This window comes from Kiloniella laminariae DSM 19542 (genome assembly GCF_000374005.1).
Classification (GTDB): domain Bacteria; phylum Pseudomonadota; class Alphaproteobacteria; order Kiloniellales; family Kiloniellaceae; genus Kiloniella; species Kiloniella laminariae.
This window is the reverse complement of sequence record NZ_KB893135.1, coordinates 250,006-266,127: the sequence shown is the minus strand read 5'-3', so window position 1 is coordinate 266,127 and position 16,122 is coordinate 250,006. Positions and strand designations below refer to the sequence as shown.

18 protein-coding genes are annotated in these 16,122 nt (G+C 49.0%); 14 read left to right on the top strand and 4 right to left on the bottom strand.

Annotated elements, in window-relative coordinates; all coding sequences use genetic code 11:
• The first annotated feature begins 141 nt into the window (after positions 1–141).
• From B152_RS0106000 to B152_RS0105980, 4 genes are all read left to right on the top strand, one after another.
• Positions 142–1,125 carry a substrate-binding periplasmic protein gene (locus B152_RS0106000; protein ID WP_020591493.1) on the top strand — a complete coding sequence of 328 codons (984 nt, stop codon included), beginning with the start codon at positions 142–144 and terminating at the stop codon, positions 1,123–1,125.
• A gap of 332 nt (positions 1,126–1,457) precedes the next feature.
• Complete coding sequence (dctP, locus tag B152_RS0105990) at positions 1,458–2,450, top strand: TRAP transporter substrate-binding protein DctP (RefSeq protein ID WP_020591491.1); 993 nt, start codon at positions 1,458–1,460, stop codon at positions 2,448–2,450.
• Positions 2,451–2,523: 73 nt separating this feature from the next.
• On the top strand, positions 2,524–3,057 hold the full coding sequence (locus B152_RS0105985) for a TRAP transporter small permease (RefSeq protein ID WP_020591490.1): 534 nt from the start codon (positions 2,524–2,526) through the stop codon (positions 3,055–3,057).
• Positions 3,057–4,331: a TRAP transporter large permease gene (locus tag B152_RS0105980; protein WP_020591489.1), complete on the top strand. Its 1,275-nt coding sequence runs from the start codon at positions 3,057–3,059 to the stop codon at positions 4,329–4,331. The genes B152_RS0105985 and B152_RS0105980 overlap by 1 nt, the downstream gene beginning before the upstream one ends.
• An 83-nt stretch (positions 4,332–4,414) precedes the next feature.
• Here the strand turns inward: B152_RS0105980 and B152_RS0105975 are convergent, their stop codons facing one another.
• From B152_RS0105975 to B152_RS0105960, 4 genes are all read right to left on the bottom strand, one after another.
• Positions 4,415–4,894 carry a DUF4399 domain-containing protein gene (locus tag B152_RS0105975; protein ID WP_020591488.1) on the bottom strand — a complete coding sequence of 160 codons (480 nt, stop codon included), beginning with the start codon at positions 4,892–4,894 and terminating at the stop codon, positions 4,415–4,417.
• Positions 4,895–5,315: 421 nt separating this feature from the next.
• Complete coding sequence (locus tag B152_RS0105970) at positions 5,316–7,229, bottom strand: ATP-binding protein (RefSeq protein WP_020591487.1); 1,914 nt, start codon at positions 7,227–7,229, stop codon at positions 5,316–5,318.
• Positions 7,216–7,731, bottom strand: coding sequence for an ABC-three component system middle component 5 (locus B152_RS0105965; protein ID WP_020591486.1), 516 nt, complete (start codon positions 7,729–7,731; stop codon positions 7,216–7,218). Before B152_RS0105965 ends, B152_RS0105970 begins: the two co-directional genes overlap by 14 nt.
• Positions 7,728–8,315 (bottom strand): ABC-three component system protein, encoded by a 588-nt coding sequence (locus B152_RS0105960; RefSeq protein ID WP_020591485.1) that lies wholly within the window; start codon positions 8,313–8,315, stop codon positions 7,728–7,730. The genes B152_RS0105965 and B152_RS0105960 overlap by 4 nt, the downstream gene beginning before the upstream one ends.
• Before the next feature lie 962 nt (positions 8,316–9,277).
• Between B152_RS0105960 and B152_RS0105955 the strand changes: the two genes are divergently transcribed.
• The 10 genes from B152_RS0105955 to B152_RS0105905 all read left to right on the top strand — a co-directional run bounded on the left by B152_RS0105955 (position 9,278) and on the right by B152_RS0105905 (position 15,954).
• The gene (locus B152_RS0105955; protein ID WP_020591484.1) at positions 9,278–9,826 is read left to right on the top strand and encodes a GNAT family N-acetyltransferase; all 549 of its coding nucleotides are present in this window, start codon (positions 9,278–9,280) and stop codon (positions 9,824–9,826) included.
• A gap of 210 nt (positions 9,827–10,036) precedes the next feature.
• The gene (locus B152_RS0105945; RefSeq protein ID WP_020591482.1) at positions 10,037–10,714 is read left to right on the top strand and encodes a hypothetical protein; all 678 of its coding nucleotides are present in this window, start codon (positions 10,037–10,039) and stop codon (positions 10,712–10,714) included.
• A 39-nt stretch (positions 10,715–10,753) separates the two neighbouring features.
• On the top strand, positions 10,754–11,422 hold the full coding sequence (locus B152_RS0105940) for a DUF3592 domain-containing protein (RefSeq protein WP_020591481.1): 669 nt from the start codon (positions 10,754–10,756) through the stop codon (positions 11,420–11,422).
• A gap of 39 nt (positions 11,423–11,461) precedes the next feature.
• Complete coding sequence (locus B152_RS0105935) at positions 11,462–12,142, top strand: hypothetical protein (RefSeq protein WP_020591480.1); 681 nt, start codon at positions 11,462–11,464, stop codon at positions 12,140–12,142.
• A gap of 102 nt (positions 12,143–12,244) precedes the next feature.
• Positions 12,245–12,925, top strand: a complete 681-nt coding sequence (locus B152_RS0105930) for a hypothetical protein (RefSeq protein ID WP_020591479.1) — start codon at positions 12,245–12,247, stop codon at positions 12,923–12,925.
• Positions 12,926–12,930: 5 nt separating this feature from the next.
• Positions 12,931–13,068, top strand: coding sequence for a hypothetical protein (locus B152_RS25975; RefSeq protein WP_020591478.1), 138 nt, complete (start codon positions 12,931–12,933; stop codon positions 13,066–13,068).
• 47 nt (positions 13,069–13,115) lie between these two features.
• Positions 13,116–13,700 (top strand): signal peptidase I, encoded by a 585-nt coding sequence (gene lepB / locus B152_RS0105920; protein ID WP_020591477.1) that lies wholly within the window; start codon positions 13,116–13,118, stop codon positions 13,698–13,700.
• 112 nt (positions 13,701–13,812) lie between these two features.
• Positions 13,813–14,460 carry a hypothetical protein gene (locus B152_RS0105915; protein ID WP_020591476.1) on the top strand — a complete coding sequence of 216 codons (648 nt, stop codon included), beginning with the start codon at positions 13,813–13,815 and terminating at the stop codon, positions 14,458–14,460.
• Between the two features lie 212 nt (positions 14,461–14,672).
• Positions 14,673–15,347 carry a hypothetical protein gene (locus B152_RS0105910; protein ID WP_020591475.1) on the top strand — a complete coding sequence of 225 codons (675 nt, stop codon included), beginning with the start codon at positions 14,673–14,675 and terminating at the stop codon, positions 15,345–15,347.
• 145 nt (positions 15,348–15,492) lie between these two features.
• Positions 15,493–15,954: a hypothetical protein gene (locus B152_RS0105905; RefSeq protein WP_020591474.1), complete on the top strand. Its 462-nt coding sequence runs from the start codon at positions 15,493–15,495 to the stop codon at positions 15,952–15,954.
• The last annotated feature ends 168 nt before the right edge of the window (positions 15,955–16,122 follow it).

Below are 16,122 nucleotides of genomic sequence, written 5' to 3'. Positions count from 1 at the left end.
ATCCGGGGGAGAAATTTAATCGTTTTGCTGTTATCATAAGTTACTGAACAATTCTCTGCCTTCGTTAATAATCCGGTCGGATCTGTCATCCTGACCAGAAACAAGAGAAGGTTGGCAGTTCAACAGCGGAGTGTGGCGCCAATGGTCAACACAGTCGAAAACAAATTTACCGATCCGTCCAGAAAGGGGCGAGGCAATCTGTTACTAACGGCTGTTCGACATATACTGCCCCGGCCATTTTTTCCATCCAGCCCTTTTGGGGCGTGTATATTGCTGGCCGGGCTTCTTCCCTTGTTGGCTCTGCTGGCGCTCTTTCCTGTTCAGGTCTCTGCCCAGCAAACGCCTCCTGCCAATACATCCGCCAGTTCGCCCGCCGCCAGTTCGCCCGCAAACACAGCTCCTGCCGATGCCGGAGGAAGTGACACAGGGCAACCCCTGCAGATTACAGTGGGGGAATGGCCGCCCTATATTTCGGAAAAGCTGGAGCATCACGGGGCTGTTGCCCATTTGATTTCCGATATCTTTGCCGCCGAAGGTATTCCGGTGGAAATACAATTTCTGCCCTGGGGACGGGCCTATTCGGAAGCGGCCAGCGGCAACTTTGTGGCCACAGGCGTCTGGATGCACAAGGCCGAGCGCGAGGCGGACTTTCTTTACAGCGAACCGGTTCTGAACGAGGAGTTTGTCTTTTTCCATCGGGCGGATATGGCTTTTGACTGGCAGGACTTTGGCGAGCTGACGGACCAGCGCATGGGCGGCGGGATCAAGTACAGCTACGGGCCGGGGCTGGATGCCTATCTCGACAGCGGGCAGATCTATATGGACCGTTTGCCGACAGACCGCCAGAATTTCGAAAAGCTGCTGGCGGGGCGGATCAGCCTCTATCCCCAGGAGGTCAACGTGGGTTATGCGGCATTGCGGGAAAATTTTCCGTCTGAAATGCAGAAGATGATTACCCATCACCCGCGGCCTGTTCTGGTCAATCTGAGTTATCTGCTTTTCCCGAAAAGTCTGCCCGGCAGTGGGGCCCTGCGCGACCGTTTTAATACCCGGCTGCAGATGTTCCGCAACAGTGGTCTCTATGATGTCTATATGGAAGCCCTCAAGGACGGTCGTTATATGTAACCCGGTGTCTTATATCCCGGTGTCTTATATATTAAGTTGGTGTCCTGCCCTGATTTTGTAGCGGTTAGGGGGCTTTAAGCCCTTGAGTAACCTTGCCCGTTTCTGTCAGATAATCTTTTTCCCGACATAGTATTTGTCTTTTGCCGCCGATGGTTACAAAATCAGCTGTAAAAATATCACCTTTTGCACTCTGTAATCTGCAGGTGCATTTTTCACGTCTGTCTGAATGCTGTCCCGGTCACTGCTCTTGAGTGTAAAGCTGCGGCCCGGGTCTATATCTGTTCGGGCCACAAATATAACAAGCTTGCTTGAAAAAATAAGAGGGAAGAACAATGAAACACTGGATCTTGGGCGCAGCGGTTGCCACCGGGCTGGCCGTATCATCATCAGCAGCCTTTGCCGAGAAGGTTATCCGGGTAACCCTGCAGTTGCCGGAAACCCATTCGCTGGGCAAAAACTGGATGGAGTTTGCCAAAATCGTCGAGGAGAAATCCGGCGGCGAGCTGAAAATCCAGCTCTTTCCCTCGGCTCAGCTGTTCAAGGATCAGGATGTTCCCAATGCGGTGGGGACAGGCGCGGTTGAAGCGGGTTCCGCCTTTATTGGCCGTTTTGCCGGGTCGGTTCCGGCGGTTGATGTGATCGCCATTCCCTTTGTGTTTGAATCCGAAAAACATCTGCGGGCTTCTGTGGCCCCGGGTTCCGAACTGCGCAGGGAAATTGACGGAGCCATCGTCAAGGAAACCAACGCCAAGGTTCTGTGGTGGCAGGCTTTTGGCCGGAACATTTACCTGAACAACGGCTCAGCCATTCGCACACCTGCGGATATCAAGGGTAAAAAAGTCCGTACCTATGGCAAGGTTCACGGCTGGACCGTTGAGGCACTGGGCGGCGCGCCAACCTTGATGTCCGGCTCAAAGCAGTTCCTGGGGTACCAGCAGGGCGCGGTTGATGTGGGCATGACGGGGGCATCAGCCGTCAAGTCACGCAAACTGTTTGAAGTGATGGATCACATGACCCTGACCTTTGACAGCGCGATTGAGTTCGTGGCGGTGATGAACCAGGATTTCTATAATGATCTGTCCGATGCGGAAAAGACGATCATCGACGAAGCTGCACTGGAAGTCGAAGCCAGACTGCGCGACGAGATCTATGCGGAAGAAGCCGAGATCGTTACGGAGATGAAATCTGTCATGACCGTGGTTGACCTGAGCGAAGCCGAGCGCGCTGAATGGGTTGCCGCAACCCAGGGCGTTGTCACCCGCTTTATCGAAGAAACTGGCACCACGGGCGCAGCCTCGATCGACGCGATCAAGGCGGCTAAATAAGCATTGTTTGAGAGCAGGGCCGGGACATCCCGGGTCCTGCTCTTGTTTTGCTGTATCGATGCAGGAGTACATTATGAGCGGCGCTTTGCGGCTTTTTATGTCCGGGGTGGATGCCCTGTCCGACGGGGCGGGCAAGATTGCAGCCTGGTGTCTGGTGGCAATCGGCTTTTTCATCACCTGGGAGGTGGTGATGCGCTATGTCTTTGTCGCCCCGACCATCTGGGTGGACGAGGTCAGCCGCTATCTGATGGTCTGGGTGGTGTTCTTGTCCTCTGCCTATGTGCTCAAGCGGCAGGAAATGATCACGATTGAGGTTCTGCTGGGTGATCCGGCGAGCCCGAAACGCAAGCTGGCGGAAACTCTGGCGACGGTCATGCTGTTGATTTTTGCCGGAACCGCGGTTTATTACGGCTTTCAGATCTGGTTGAAGTACACCCTTGCCGGACACACCACCGACAGTTATCTCGCGCCGCCAAAATGGCTGACCCACGCCCCGGTCTGGGTCGGAGGGCTGCTTTTTGCGCTGCAGGGCTTGGTGCAACTGATCCGGGTCTGGCGCAATGAATTGCCCGACCCCAAAGACAACCCGCTGGAAATATCGCACTGATGGAAGCCTTTTTGATTCTGACGGCCTTGCTGGCTTTGTTGCTGCTGCGGACCCCGGTTGCGATTGCACTGGGTGGTCTTGGTGTCATTCTGCTGGTGCTCAAGGGCCTGCCGCTGGTGGCGGTGCCCCAGCGTCTGCACGGGTCGGTTGACAGCTTTGAGCTTCTGGCGGTGCCGATGTTTCTGCTGATGTCCAATATCCTGCTCAGGGGCGGGGTCGGGCGCGATCTCTATGCAGCGGTACAAAGCTGGGTTGGTCACTGGCCCGGCGGGCTGGGGGTGGCGACGATCCTTTCCTGTACACTCTTTTCCGCGATTTCGGGCTCCTCGGTTGCCACAGCCGCGACAGTGGGCACCGTGGCCATTCCGGAAATGGAAAAGCGCGGTTATGACCGACCCTTTGTGTTGGGCATGCTGGCGGCAGGGGGCACATTGGGCATTTTGATCCCGCCCTCGATCCCGCTGATCATCTATGGCGTGGTGACCGAAAGCTCGATCCCGCTGTTGTTTCTGGCCGGGATTGGACCGGGTCTGTTTTTGGCCGGGGCCTTTATTGTCTATGGCCTGCTCTTTGCCCGGATTACCGGGGCCTATCAGCCGATGCCAAAAGCCAGCTGGGGCGAGCGGGGCCGCGCATCACTTATGGCGCTGCCGACGGTCTTGCTGGCTGTGGGGATTGTTGGCTCGATCTATGCGGGCATTGCCACACCGTCTGAAAGCGCCGGACTGGGCTTTGTCTTTGCCCTGATCATTACCTTGATCATGGGACGGATGGATTTCGCCAAACTGAAAGAAGCGGTGCAGAACTCGCTCAGCACCACGGTGATGATCCTGATCATTATTGCCGGGGCCAAGGTCTTTTCCTATGCCATTACGCTCTATCTGATCCCGCAGTCCATCAGCGCGCTTTTGACGGAAAACATCTCGACACCGGGCCTGTTTGTGCTGGCTGTTGGTCTTGTCCTGCTGATCATGGGCTTTTTTCTCGAAAGCCTGTCGATGCTGCTGATCATGGTGCCGGTGCTGCTGCCGGCGGTGCTCAACGTCAACATCGACCCGGTCTGGTTCGGGATCTTCTTTGTCGTGCTGATCGAAACCGCGCTGATCACGCCGCCGGTGGGGATGAACCTTTTTGTCATCCAGGCCGTGGGCAAGGCCAGCCTGCAGGAAGTCGCCAGGGGAGCTCTGCCCTTTGCCGGGATCATGCTGGCCACGGCGGTATTGCTCTGGTTCTGGCAGGATCTGGCGCTCTATATCCCTTACGCCTTGCGGTGAGAGGCTTACTCGCTCAAGAGGAGCTGGTGAAAATACAGGGCTGGCTGTGACAGGCGCCAGCCCTGTTTTGGTAAATTACGCTTCTATTCCACCGTGATGGTGATCACTTCTGAAAAGACTGGCGGGTTGTGCGGGATGTGATCCTTGTCGGCGAGGACGAGCTGCAGGGTATGTGTGCCCGGCGCAAGTTCCAGCGTGGTTTCGGTCTGGCCGCCGCCATAGTGGATGTGCTGGTCATCGGCGGGCAGGTTGGCATCAAATTCGTGAGGGCCATGTTCACCTTCACCCAGGGCAGGACGGTCAACCAGCAGGTGATGGTGTCCGGTATTTTCCTTCTCCGTGCCAGCCGGGGCGACGCCCATGCCGGAAAGACCAAAGATCACCTTGACCGGGCCTTTGAGCGTTGCGCCGTCTTCCAGATTGACAAAGTACTGCAGCGTGCCCGGCGCCGAGGGCGTTTCCCCGGCAAGAGCCGGACCAAACGTGATAGCGCCGAGGGCAAATGCCCCCAGAGTTGAGGCAAAAGTGGCTGCAGAAACTGTTCGTGTGAAGGTATTTTTCATCTCGGTTCCCCGTTTCTTGAGCTTGTTGGCTTAAACCGGAACTGGCCCGGACAGCAGATGCCGGGTAGGGGCCCGGCTGCTGATACCGATCAATTAACCTGTTACGCGTCAGCAGGCTGGATGATCCGGTTTTAACTGTACGACAGCACAACCATACGCCATTTTCAGGATAGCGGTTGAATTTATCTGCTGTTCCACAAGAAAAACCCGTAACCCTAGCGGCTCGTAATCATCAAAGCCTGGGCTTGCATTATCTGCACCTCAGCTTGCAATCATAATTCTCAGACCACATGTGAGAGAATATAAATGGGTCATGATTTCAGTCGCTTTGTGCCAGAAGGGGATATTATGAAAATAGATTTCGTGTAACTTTATAAAAAAGAATTTCCTTACGTCTTACCTTTTATTATTAGTTTTGAAATTAATAATGAAGTTCTAAAGTGCGTTTGTCATGAGTGAAAAATCGCCCAACAACATATGGGGAATTTTCTAATTCAGGTGAAATCATTGATGTCGCATAGATTAATTGATGCTCTACTTCGGAAGATTCTGAAATTTCTTTTAATAGGTTTTGAAAATTATGACTTCTTTCAGGTTCCATCCCTTTGTCTTCCATAGTGTCCATTAATAAAAACCTTGGGAATCTGAAGGCTTGATCTTCAAGAGAAGCTTTCCAGAAACTCACAAGAAAGCTATTTTTCATATAGACCATTGAGCTTGCGGAGAAAAAACTTTCGTGATTTACGCTCATAGTATCTTTCTCAAAATCAAACTCAACGCTTTCTGCCTTTGAAAAAGTATCTTGTCGGGCAAGATCATTCTTTAGAAACCATTTCACGTTTTCTGCTACTGCTGTATAGGCGTTAGCAAGTCTCTTTTTTTGTCGTGTCTCGTGGGCGGAGATCGTTCCTTTAAGGTTTTCTATCTCTGTGTTTAGCTCTTGCTTCTTACTGGAAAGAGATGAAATTCTTTTTATCAGGCTGGATTGACCATCTAGCTCTTCCACCTGTTTTTCCAAGTATCCTGCTTTACGATGTAGATCCCTAAGTTGTGTTCTCATATGAGTGGATGGAATTTTGTTGACTAAGTGATACCTTCTCGATGCTGATTCCCAATTAGCTTTAGCGTCATGTAGTTCTTTTTCAGATTTTTGAACTTCGTCATGTCGCAGTCTTTGTAATTCTTTGGATTGTTTCAACTGAAGGCCAACATCATTCTTTAATAATAGAATTCTTGATAAAGCCCTATCTTCATCGAATGGAGACTTGCATAGCTGACAATGATGATGAGTATTTATATCATCTATGGGCGCAAAACATGCCGGGCAATAAATAAAAGATATTCCTTTTAGCGTGTCTGCGGTGCTTGAGGCGTCTTGCAACGCTGCAAATTTCTCTGTCAAACTAAGGATGTATTGTTCTGAATCCCTAATTTGTAAAATTAGGCTATCAAGATTTTGTTGTTTTTCAGACAAAATTACTTGGATGGATTGTAAGTTTTCATAGGCTTGGTTTTGCGATTGCAAGCTTAAACCATCACTTATCTCTCCACGAAACAGCTTTTCTTCAACGTGAAGTATGTCATTTTGAACGTCGGAGATTTCATCAAGTGTGGCCTTTTTTTCACTATCAAGCCACTCCATAGTCAATGAATGTTTGATATGCCCTAGAGACGCCAAGATACTTTTTAATTCATTACTAAAGGCAGATAGTTCTTTTTCGGCATCTCTTAACCTTATTTGCGCATCAAATAATCCAACGTTGTATGCTCCACATAGCATTTCTCCAACAGTTCTACGAATCAATGGGTTATCAAAGCTTTCAACTCGTAATAATCGATGAGTAGGTGTCATTTGATCAGCATATAATAGCCTTAATAACTGATGCATTGTTATGTTACTGGTGTCATGACCAGGTACTTGTGGTAAATTTAACCATCTAAAAAGGACCTGTGAGAAACTCTCTTTATCTTTATGCCTAGTATAGGGGTAAATTCTCCAACCTTCAGTTGCGGAGAGATTTGCCTCTTCTAACGGCCCCACAAAAATTCTCATGGGTTGTCTAGAGCTTTCTTCAATTGTTCTTTTAATTGTTATGGTGCCACTATTGAGCATTACTTCTAAAGTTATCTCGTCACATTCTAGTGCAGCTTCTCTCCAATTGTTTAAGTCCCCACCCAAACCATAAAACAGGAAGTCCATAATAGTAGATTTACCGGAACTATTTTCTCCCCGTAGAATATTAAGGCCTGAATGAAATTCTTCAGAGAAGGCGATTTGTCCGCTTGCCGAAACGACTAATTTTTTTATTTGTAAAGTTGGGTTATTGATAATCATAGCGGTGTTCCATTAAGCTCGTCTTTGATTTAAGACCTTTTGCCCCCTCGAGAGGTAATTCCATTAGCACATTGGATAAAAAAGTTAGGATGTTAGATTTCTCATCATTCCTTCTTGTTAAAGCTGGGAGTAAATTCTCAGGTATTTTATTCTTGGTTAATTTGACTTTTTCATGAGCTAAAGTTTCGGACGTGAATTCAAGAATTCCTCTTAGATGAAGTGTTTGCACAGCTGCTTCTTGAAAGACGTTCATTTGGTCGAAAATAATTTTGGAAGATGGTAAGTGTCCATAAGGGGGACTTATTGTATCAAGATTATGCTTTTTTATCTGGGTTTTTATTCCGTTAATCTCTTGGATGAAATTCGGAAATGCTAGGTAAAAATCGAGAATTTTTAATGTTTGTAAACGAATGCTTTTTTCTTCATTTCGTGCCAACAGCATCAATACTCTAAAAGCTGTATGATAAGGGTCGTATGCAGGTTGGTAAGTAATTTGTATCATTTATGCCACCTCACGAAACATAGCTCTGCCAACCAGTAAACCATCCCAGATACATGATTATAATTAATTAAAAATGGGGCTGATTTTACTTCGTTGATAACAGGATCAATGACTTTGACTCTAAATAATTTATCGATTTCGTCATTGGTTGCTCCGGAGTTTATTGCTGGCTGGACTTCTGTTTCATAAAGAGTGTCAATCCTTGAAAGAAGATAGGCTATGATTTCTTGTGCAGAGGCATAAGCACCCCACCTGTCTAATAACTTTGTGAATTCTTCTTTCTTTAAGAGGGCTTTTATTCTTTGGCTATCACGCCCTGAATGCGAGAGTTTGTTTTCTAAACCCACAATGTCGTCAAATGGGATTTGTTTTTGATAAAATTGAAGGCTTTCAACCATATCACAGATACGTTCATTATTTTCCATTTCGTAGTGTAATTTTTGTATCCACAGATCAATTTGTGATTGAGGATTTTCGTGAAAATGGTAACTGTTATTCGAGCTGTTATCATCTCTACCGACTATTTTTTCTTTGGCGGTTGCATTTGTTTGGTCGGTATTATTACTATCAGAGTTGAACTTCATTGAATTATACTAATTAATAAGGGTTTAGTTCTTATCTCGACCAACAATATCTCCTTTTGAGGATGCACCGCTCTGATTTACCTTGTTTGAATTGGAGCAAACTTTTATTGTTATTAATGAGCCAATTGTAGCTCCTCCGATGAGACCAGCTAACAACGCAATTATTTCATTTAAATATTCCATAACACACCCATAGTAGAAAATCTTTAGAAAAGATAGTTCATATTATCTGCCGCTTCAAGTCCTTTAAGGTTGTCGGTATTAATATTTAAGTTTTGTAGGATGCTATTTTTACTTGCAAAGCTAATGATGGTGGTCAGAAGTTCTGCATTATCATCAAGAACTAATCTATTAACTCAATAACATCCTTTACACTTAAATGGGTGTAACGAGTAATGATCCCGCATCTCTTTTTATGTAGCTAAATTCTCAATAAAGTTTCTCAATATCTATTTTCACAATGTCCGCTTTGGGTTGGTTGCGGTCGTTCCGATAACAAATTCAAACATGATATAAAATTGAGCGATGAACAACCTTTGGTGTTATAACGCATGTAAATAAACGTCCGTTTTCTTGACGGTGTGGTTCTTCATATCCTGAGACTTGAAACACTGAGTTTTCTTGCCCAAGTTCTAGGCCAAAGTATCAAAGTCAGCTTTTGTAGGTAATTTACGGGTTGAATGACGTCACAGAATTTTATTCCCAGATAAAGTAAGCTGAAAAGTATGAGTGCAAGCCGCTACACGTAATGATTGCCTGGCTCCGGTGTGACAGGTGCTGATCATACTTTAAAAATGGGGTGCAGATTGGCGCAGAGGCTTCTATATTTTTTATCTGGATCTGTTAACCTAATCCTGTTAATTGGCGGTCCGATTTTCTAAGTTTCCCTGTGATTTGCTCTGTATTTTTTTGTGGCGGTATTTTGGGATGCCCCGACGCGACGGACCTGTTTGGAAGTTCTGATGTCTGATTATTTTCCCCTGCTGACCTCCCGGCTCTGTCTGCGGCCGTTTCAGGAAACAGACCTGCCCCGGTTTTCTGCCTATCGCAATCAGGCCGAAGTCGCGCGCTATCAAAGCTGGAGTACTTTTGCGCCAGAGGATGTCGCGCGCTTTTGGCAGGGGCAGAAAGATCTGGCCTTTAACCAGAATGACAGCTGGTTCCAGATTGCCGTGACGGGTCAAAATGATGGCCTGTTGCTTGGTGATATCGCGGTGCATTTTTTTGATCAGGGGCGCCAGGCCGAACTGGGCTTTACCCTCGACAGCGCCCAGCAGAACAGGGGCTATGCCTGTGAAGCCCTGAAGGCTGTGGTCGAGTTGCTGTTTGACCGTCTGGACAAACACCGCCTCAGCGCCGTTATCGACAGCCGCAATCAGGCAGCACGAAAGCTGCTGGAGAAAACCGGCTTTCGATGTGAAGCCCACTACCGCGAGAATATCCATTTCAAGGGCGCATGGTCCGATGAGTACGGATACGCGCTGTTACAAAGTGAATGGCGCGAAATCTGAAGGTTTGATGGCCAGAACCTGTAGCCCAGCACATAGCCCAGCGTATGGCCAGCGTTTAACCGGGCGCTTATCTATCGATTGTTGCGAGGGGCTGCAATCCCCCAAATGAGGTATGTTGATGAAATCAGGACGATTTTCTGGAGCTGAAACCGGAAATCCGCTATAGAAAGAAGATGTGTTCCAGAATTTTCTCTCCTGATACGGGTGGCCATGTCTGTATTCTTCCGAATTTTCCTGCTGTTTTGCTCCAAAGACTTCAGAGAGTTCTACGCCGAGAACCAGCGCCGGGGGCTGATTGATCCTGAGGTGCGCAATAGTATTGCCACCCGCGTTCTTCGCTGGTTGCTGCTGGCTCTCTTTCCCCCGGCCTTCGCAGCTTGGCTTTTCTGGCTGAACTATGCGGATATGAGCCGGGAAATTCCCGATTTCTCGCCGCTGAGCCCTGTTGTCGTTTGTCTTCTGATCGCGGGTTTTACGTTGATTCTTGCCAGACGGAAAATCCGTCTTCAGGTAATCCTCGCCTTTGTCTATAGCGATGGCGTGTTGGTGGATGCCCAGTTGATCGAATACGAGCATAACAATTCTTCAGGCAGCTACAGATTTCAGTACAGCTATATCTATGAATATCGCATGGCCGGAGAGTGGTTCCGCAAAAAGATCACCTTTCGCAAGCTTTCTTCCCCCAGAGACGAAAAGGTCGGGGATTTTGTCCCCTTTATCTGTGCCGAAAGCTGCCCGCGTGTTGCCTATTATTATGACATGGACGAATTCTCGGGTAATTGTCTGATCCGGGATCGGGAAATGCCGGGGAAGCCTGCGCGCTGGCAGTTGGATGAGCGGGCAAAAGAGCTGGAAAAAACCAAAAAACCCTTTCTATATCAGAAGTAATCCTTTGGGTTCCCTGATCTGTTGTCATAAGAGAGAGCGATGCCTTTTCTGTTCAAGATTTTCCTGCTGTTCTGTTCCAGAGACTTCAGGGATTTTTATGCCGAGAACCAGCGCCGGGGGCTGATCGACCCCGAGGTGCGGCGGCGGGTGGCGTTTCTGTTTCTGTTCTGGTTGCTGGTTGTTCTCTTGCCGCTGTCGATCCTGTCTAGCGCCGTCTGGAATGATCCGCTGCCGCTGGCGGAAACGATCCGGTCCATGGAGACGGGCAATATCCTGCTGGGGGTGCTGGTCATAGGCGGGCTGGTTTTTTACTGCACAGGAAAAATCAGGGAGATCGGGCGTAAGGCCTTTGCCTATAGTGCCGGGCAACTGGTTGAGGCGCGGTTGATGTCGATTTCCAGCAATAACCTTGGCCAAAGGCGCAGCTACACTCATCACTATAGATATAAAATCAAGGGCTTCGAATACCGCAAAAGTTTCCCCTACAAGGAAGACACTGTTCCAGCCCATAAAAATCCGGGGGATTCAGAATGGTTGATCTATACACCCGCCGCGCCGGAGGAGGCTTGCGTTTACGAGGTGAAAGACCTGGCCGATTTCTGTCTGATCCGGGATCGGGAAATGCCGGGGAAGCCTGCGCGCTGGCAGTTGGATGAGCGGGCAAAAGAGCTGGATAAACCAAAAAAACCCTTTCTATATCAGAAGTAATCCTTTGGGTTCCCTGACCTGTTGTCATAAGAGAGAGCGATGCATTTTTTGTTCAAGATTTTCCTGCTGTTCTGTTCCAGAGACTTTATCCGCTTTTATGTGGAAAAAGACCACCAAGGATTGATCGACCCTGAAGTGCGTTCCAATTATCTTTTTCAGTTTCTTGTCTGGGTAATTTTGCTGCTGATACCGATTGTGGTCATGAACTACCTGTTCTGGGACAGATATCAGGCTACGGGGCAGATGGAACTCCGTATCTGGGCCGGAGGGATTTTTGTCATTGGCTTGCTGTTCTATATCAGGCCGAAAATCCGCAAGCTGGAGACCACGGCCTTTGCCTATAGCGATGGTCTTCTTGCCCCGGCAGTGTTGATCGAAAAGAGTGTTTACGAGGGGAAAGTCAGTCAACGCTATGAATATGAGGTCATGGGTCAGAAGTATCAAATTGTCTTTTCCTATCTTGCCCTCTTCTCCAATCAGTACAGAGACATGAAGGATAGTCTTACGGTTATCTATGCACAAAGCGCCCCGGAATTTGCCAACCTGTATCAGTCGACTCTTTTTCGGCGCCGTTGCCTGATCCAGGATAAAGTGGCGCCGGAGCAAGCTGCCATGTGGGAGATAGACAAGGAAGCGGGTCTGGCGGGAAGTTCTGAAATCGCGGGAACAGAAAAAGAAACGCCTAAAGATTGGCTTTTTCCACCGTGGAAGCAGGAATGAGGTCTCTATTATCCCTTTTGGGGGAAGCTGCTGATGTGGGAACTGGAAGCGCAAGCGGGACCGCTTTCGGGGTCACCTGATCTATTATCATAAGAGAGAGCGATGCATTTTTTGTTCAAGATTTTCCTGCTGTTTTGTTCCCGGGAGCTTCGCAGTCTCTATGCAGAAAAACAGCGGCAGGGCCTGATTGATGCCAGAGCGCGGCTCAATTATTTCCTCCAGTTTTTCTTCTGGCTTATCCTGCTGGGGCTGGCGCTGTACCTTGCAGTCATATTTTTTGAAATGATCTGGGGCTTATCTCTTTCCCATATCTGGATTGATGAATTGATGACGTTAGCCGCGCTGTTGCTGAGCTCGGTCACGTTTTATTCGACCGGACGGAGCAAAATCCGGCAACTGGAAAAAAATGCCTTTATCTACAGTGCGGGCGCGGTTGCTGTTGCGGTGCTGGTCGACAAGGTTTCCCGTTCAGGCGGAAAATACGAGCATAGCTATCGTTATGAGGTCGAGGGCAAACCCTATTGGCTGGAGTGTGACTATGAAGGGGAACAGGAGATCGGGGATAAAGATCTGGTGATCTATGTGCGAAATCTGCCGAAAATAGCCTGTCTCTATAATCCCGCAGCCTTTCGTCGTGACTGCCTGATCCGGGATAAACCAGAACCAGGGAAATCGTCGGGATGGGATCTCGGGGGGCATCTGGCGCAGGCAGAAAACACGCTTGACCCTTACGTTTCCCCGGAACAGTCCCGTCGCAACAATCCGCCGTGGAAGCAGGAGTAACGTCGATGCAGGTTTTGTTCAGGGTTTTCCTGCTGTTTTGTTCCCGGGAGCTTCGCAGTCTCTATGCAGAAAAACAGCGGCAGGGCCTGATCGACCCCGTGGTGTGGCACCGGATGATTTATTTCCTCTTTGTTCGATCATAGTTGGAAATCGGGTATTTGAAGTCAAATGTTTGCAGGAGGTGTAATCTATGTTCAAGCGAGTTTTCTATTCTGTCTGTGCCTTTCTCGGCGTTTTATTTGTCTATTTTTTCTGGATGCCCCCTATTTTGGGGTTTGGCGGCCTATCCGTCGCAAGCAGCTCTCTGGCTCCGAACCTGTTACCCAATGACAGGGTGTTTGTCTACATGGCTACACCTGAACTCGGTGACTTGCTGACTTTCAGGGGAGATCAGGGGAATAAGTCTGTAAAAAGGCTGGTTGCGAGAAGTGGTGATGAAATCTGCTTTAATGACGAGGATTTCTGGAGTGAAAGTAATCCCGATAAAAAATATCTGGGAAAATACACGGACCCTTCACAGGAGAGTTTTGATCTCTATGAGGAAACAGCAGGGAACCACGCCTACAAAACGATTTACCCCTCGTCGGTTAAAGAGGAAAGAACCTGTCAAACCGTGCCTCAGGATGAGTTGTTTTTTGTGGGCGACAACAGGGCCAACTCCCATGATAGCAGGTACAGCTCTTTCCCCAGAATTTCTCAGGACCAGTTTTTTTTCAAACTTTCTTTCATTATCTACTCGGATGACCTGAGCAGATGGTTTATGCGGGTGGAATAGTCATTCGCAGTATAGTTACACAGAGATCCCCGGCAGACATCCCGGACTGGTTATCATGAGACCTGTTTTTATGAGCCGGATGTAGGGAGATATCTTCTGAAAAAGGATAGCAATGTCATTTCTCTTTAAATTCTTCCTGCTGTTCTGTTCCCGGGATTTCAGGCGCTTTTACGCCGAAAAACAGCAGCAGGGCCTGATTGATCCCGAAGTGCGTGCAAGGTATGTCTTTCAGTTTTTGGGCTGGTTTCTTCTGTTTTTTGTGCCTGTGCTTATTGTGGCGACAATCTTTTTCAGAGAATTTTTCTGGAATAATGAGATGACTTCGAATGATATAAGAAACTCTGTCTGGATGTTATGTGTTGCCCCGATTGTTTCCCTGTTTCTTGTTGTGCCGAAAATACGTTTGCTTGAACGCAGGGCTTTTGCCTACAGCGATGGCAAGCTGGTTGAGGCCAAACTGATTCAAGAAGGCTCTGATAAAATCAAGCCGACAGACTTGTATACCTTTACAGCAGCCGGAAAAAAACAGATCGCGTCACACTTGTACAATCGGTTTTTTACGGGCAGAGACCGCAAGGTCGGTGATATCGACTGCTTTATCTATGCACAGTCAGCCCCGCGTTTCGCCTGTCTCTATGAGCCGGAGAAATTCAAAAACAGATGCCTGATCAAGGATGCTCTGATGCCAGAGCAAACTCCCGGATGGGATCAGAGCGAGCGGTTACAGCAAGCGGAAAAAAGCATGATCTATCCCCAGTGAAGCCCGGTGAGACCCGCTGAAACCCAAGTTAGTGGTCAAGGTTTGCGCAAAGGCGATGTACGTATATTTGCAAGCCACCTTCTGATCTCTGTACCCTTGGGTATTTTGGCTCTATAGTCCGGACCTTCTGATTTGATTGTTTCTGGTCGTTTCCCACTGTTTCCTGTCGTTTTGGCTTTTCACCCTTTTCCCCCTCCTGTCACGAGTGACCCATGGCCCCGTTGTTTGAGTTTTTTTTGTTTGTTGGTGCGCGTGATTTTCTGTCCTATTACCGGGTGTTGAAACAGCAGGGACGGGTGAATGCGCGCGCGCGGCAGTATTATCTGGTCCGCTTTTACCTTTGCAGTCTGCTGGCGCTGCTGGTGGCTTTGGGCATGTTCTGGGTTGCCGGGGTGCTGCGGATTACGGAAGGGGGTGCGGCAGAGGGCGCGGGCTTTGGCATCAGCCTGCAATTGATGGATGACACCGCCGGGGACCAGCCTCTGGGCGGGGCCTTGCCGTTGATGATTGCGCTGGTGATCTCGCTCTATATCTGGTGGAGCCTGACCGAGATGATGGGCAAGATGGCCCATGTCTATAGCCGGGGACGGGTTGCCAAAACCACGGTGATGGGCACCAAGTCGAACATGGGGCGCGGCTTTAACGTGCTGCACCGCTTCGAGATCGGGGATCGGGTGATCGAGACCTCCTTTACCCGCCAGATCGGCCAGAAGAGCTATTGGGACTGGAAAAAAAGCAACAAGGTTGAGATCCTCTATGCCGAGGACAATCCGGAAATGACCGTGGAATACGCCAGCGGCGATGAGACCGACGACCAGCCCGAACTGGACCGGATCTTTGCCCTGCGCTGCCTCGACAGCAGCCGAACCACGGCTCCCAGAGATTAGGGGGAGAAGGGTGACATCGGGGGCGAAATGAGGAGAGCTTTGTCTTACTGCTCAGGATAAGTCGGGGTTAATAAATGGCATCTATTATCTAACCAGCACTGTATGCTGCGATGCCGTAGCAGAGTTTACCGGAAGGAGGATGCCAATGCCCGCTCAACAGACCACCGCCCAGGCCCTGGCGTTGCTGGGATTGAGAGTAACCGTCGGCATGCTGCTGGTCTGGTGGGGCATGGCCAAGGTGATCAACCCGGAGATCGGGGTGATGATATCGCGGACTTTCTATTGGGATCTGTTCAGTGATCCGGAACCGCAATACCGTTTCGGTTATTTCCAGTTCGTGATCGGTGCCTGTGTCACACTGGGCTTGATGGAAAAATATGCCACGCCGATATTACTGGTCATGACCCTGACTTCAGCCGCGGCGATCTGGCAAGCGCTGCTTGATCCCTTTGACCTGTATCTGCCGCTGGGCAAGGTGACCAATTTTCAGCACTTTTTTTACCCGACCGCGATTATCATTGCCGGGGCGCTGACCCTGATGGCCTTCCGGGGTGTGAACCGTCTGTCGCTGGATTATTTCCTCAAACATCACAGGTTTGGGGCCTGATCTGAAGATCGAGCTTCTTTGCCGATACTTTTGTCCAGGATTTTGGAGGAGATTTTGGCGGGGAATTATACCGGAAAATTCTTGCTCCCGGCTGTAAAAGATCTTGTTTGGCAAGGAGATATCTGCACACTCGATCAGGTCTTTTCTGCTTTCTCCTGCCACAAGGAA

Bases quoted from the DNA above. Each gene is read 5' to 3' on its own strand.
- B152_RS0105955 (WP_020591484.1), top strand. From the start codon at position 9,278: ATGTCTGATTATTTTCCCCTGCTGACCTCCCGGCTCTGTCTGCGGCCG.
- dctP (WP_020591491.1), top strand. From the start codon at position 1,458: ATGAAACACTGGATCTTGGGCGCAGCGGTTGCCACCGGGCTGGCCGTA.
- B152_RS25975 (WP_020591478.1), top strand. From the start codon at position 12,931: ATGCAGGTTTTGTTCAGGGTTTTCCTGCTGTTTTGTTCCCGGGAGCTT.
- B152_RS0105905 (WP_020591474.1), top strand. From the start codon at position 15,493: ATGCCCGCTCAACAGACCACCGCCCAGGCCCTGGCGTTGCTGGGATTG.
- B152_RS0105945 (WP_020591482.1), top strand. From the start codon at position 10,037: ATGTCTGTATTCTTCCGAATTTTCCTGCTGTTTTGCTCCAAAGACTTC.
- B152_RS0105975 (WP_020591488.1), bottom strand. From the start codon at position 4,894: ATGAAAAATACCTTCACACGAACAGTTTCTGCAGCCACTTTTGCCTCA.
- B152_RS0105930 (WP_020591479.1), top strand. From the start codon at position 12,245: ATGCATTTTTTGTTCAAGATTTTCCTGCTGTTTTGTTCCCGGGAGCTT.
- B152_RS0105965 (WP_020591486.1), bottom strand. From the start codon at position 7,731: ATGATACAAATTACTTACCAACCTGCATACGACCCTTATCATACAGCT.
- B152_RS0105915 (WP_020591476.1), top strand. From the start codon at position 13,813: ATGTCATTTCTCTTTAAATTCTTCCTGCTGTTCTGTTCCCGGGATTTC.
- B152_RS0105940 (WP_020591481.1), top strand. From the start codon at position 10,754: ATGCCTTTTCTGTTCAAGATTTTCCTGCTGTTCTGTTCCAGAGACTTC.
- B152_RS0105935 (WP_020591480.1), top strand. From the start codon at position 11,462: ATGCATTTTTTGTTCAAGATTTTCCTGCTGTTCTGTTCCAGAGACTTT.
- B152_RS0106000 (WP_020591493.1), top strand. From the start codon at position 142: ATGGTCAACACAGTCGAAAACAAATTTACCGATCCGTCCAGAAAGGGG.
- lepB (WP_020591477.1), top strand. From the start codon at position 13,116: ATGTTCAAGCGAGTTTTCTATTCTGTCTGTGCCTTTCTCGGCGTTTTA.
- B152_RS0105970 (WP_020591487.1), bottom strand. From the start codon at position 7,229: ATGATTATCAATAACCCAACTTTACAAATAAAAAAATTAGTCGTTTCG.
- B152_RS0105980 (WP_020591489.1), top strand. From the start codon at position 3,057: ATGGAAGCCTTTTTGATTCTGACGGCCTTGCTGGCTTTGTTGCTGCTG.
- B152_RS0105910 (WP_020591475.1), top strand. From the start codon at position 14,673: ATGGCCCCGTTGTTTGAGTTTTTTTTGTTTGTTGGTGCGCGTGATTTT.
- B152_RS0105985 (WP_020591490.1), top strand. From the start codon at position 2,524: ATGAGCGGCGCTTTGCGGCTTTTTATGTCCGGGGTGGATGCCCTGTCC.
- B152_RS0105960 (WP_020591485.1), bottom strand. From the start codon at position 8,315: ATGAAGTTCAACTCTGATAGTAATAATACCGACCAAACAAATGCAACC.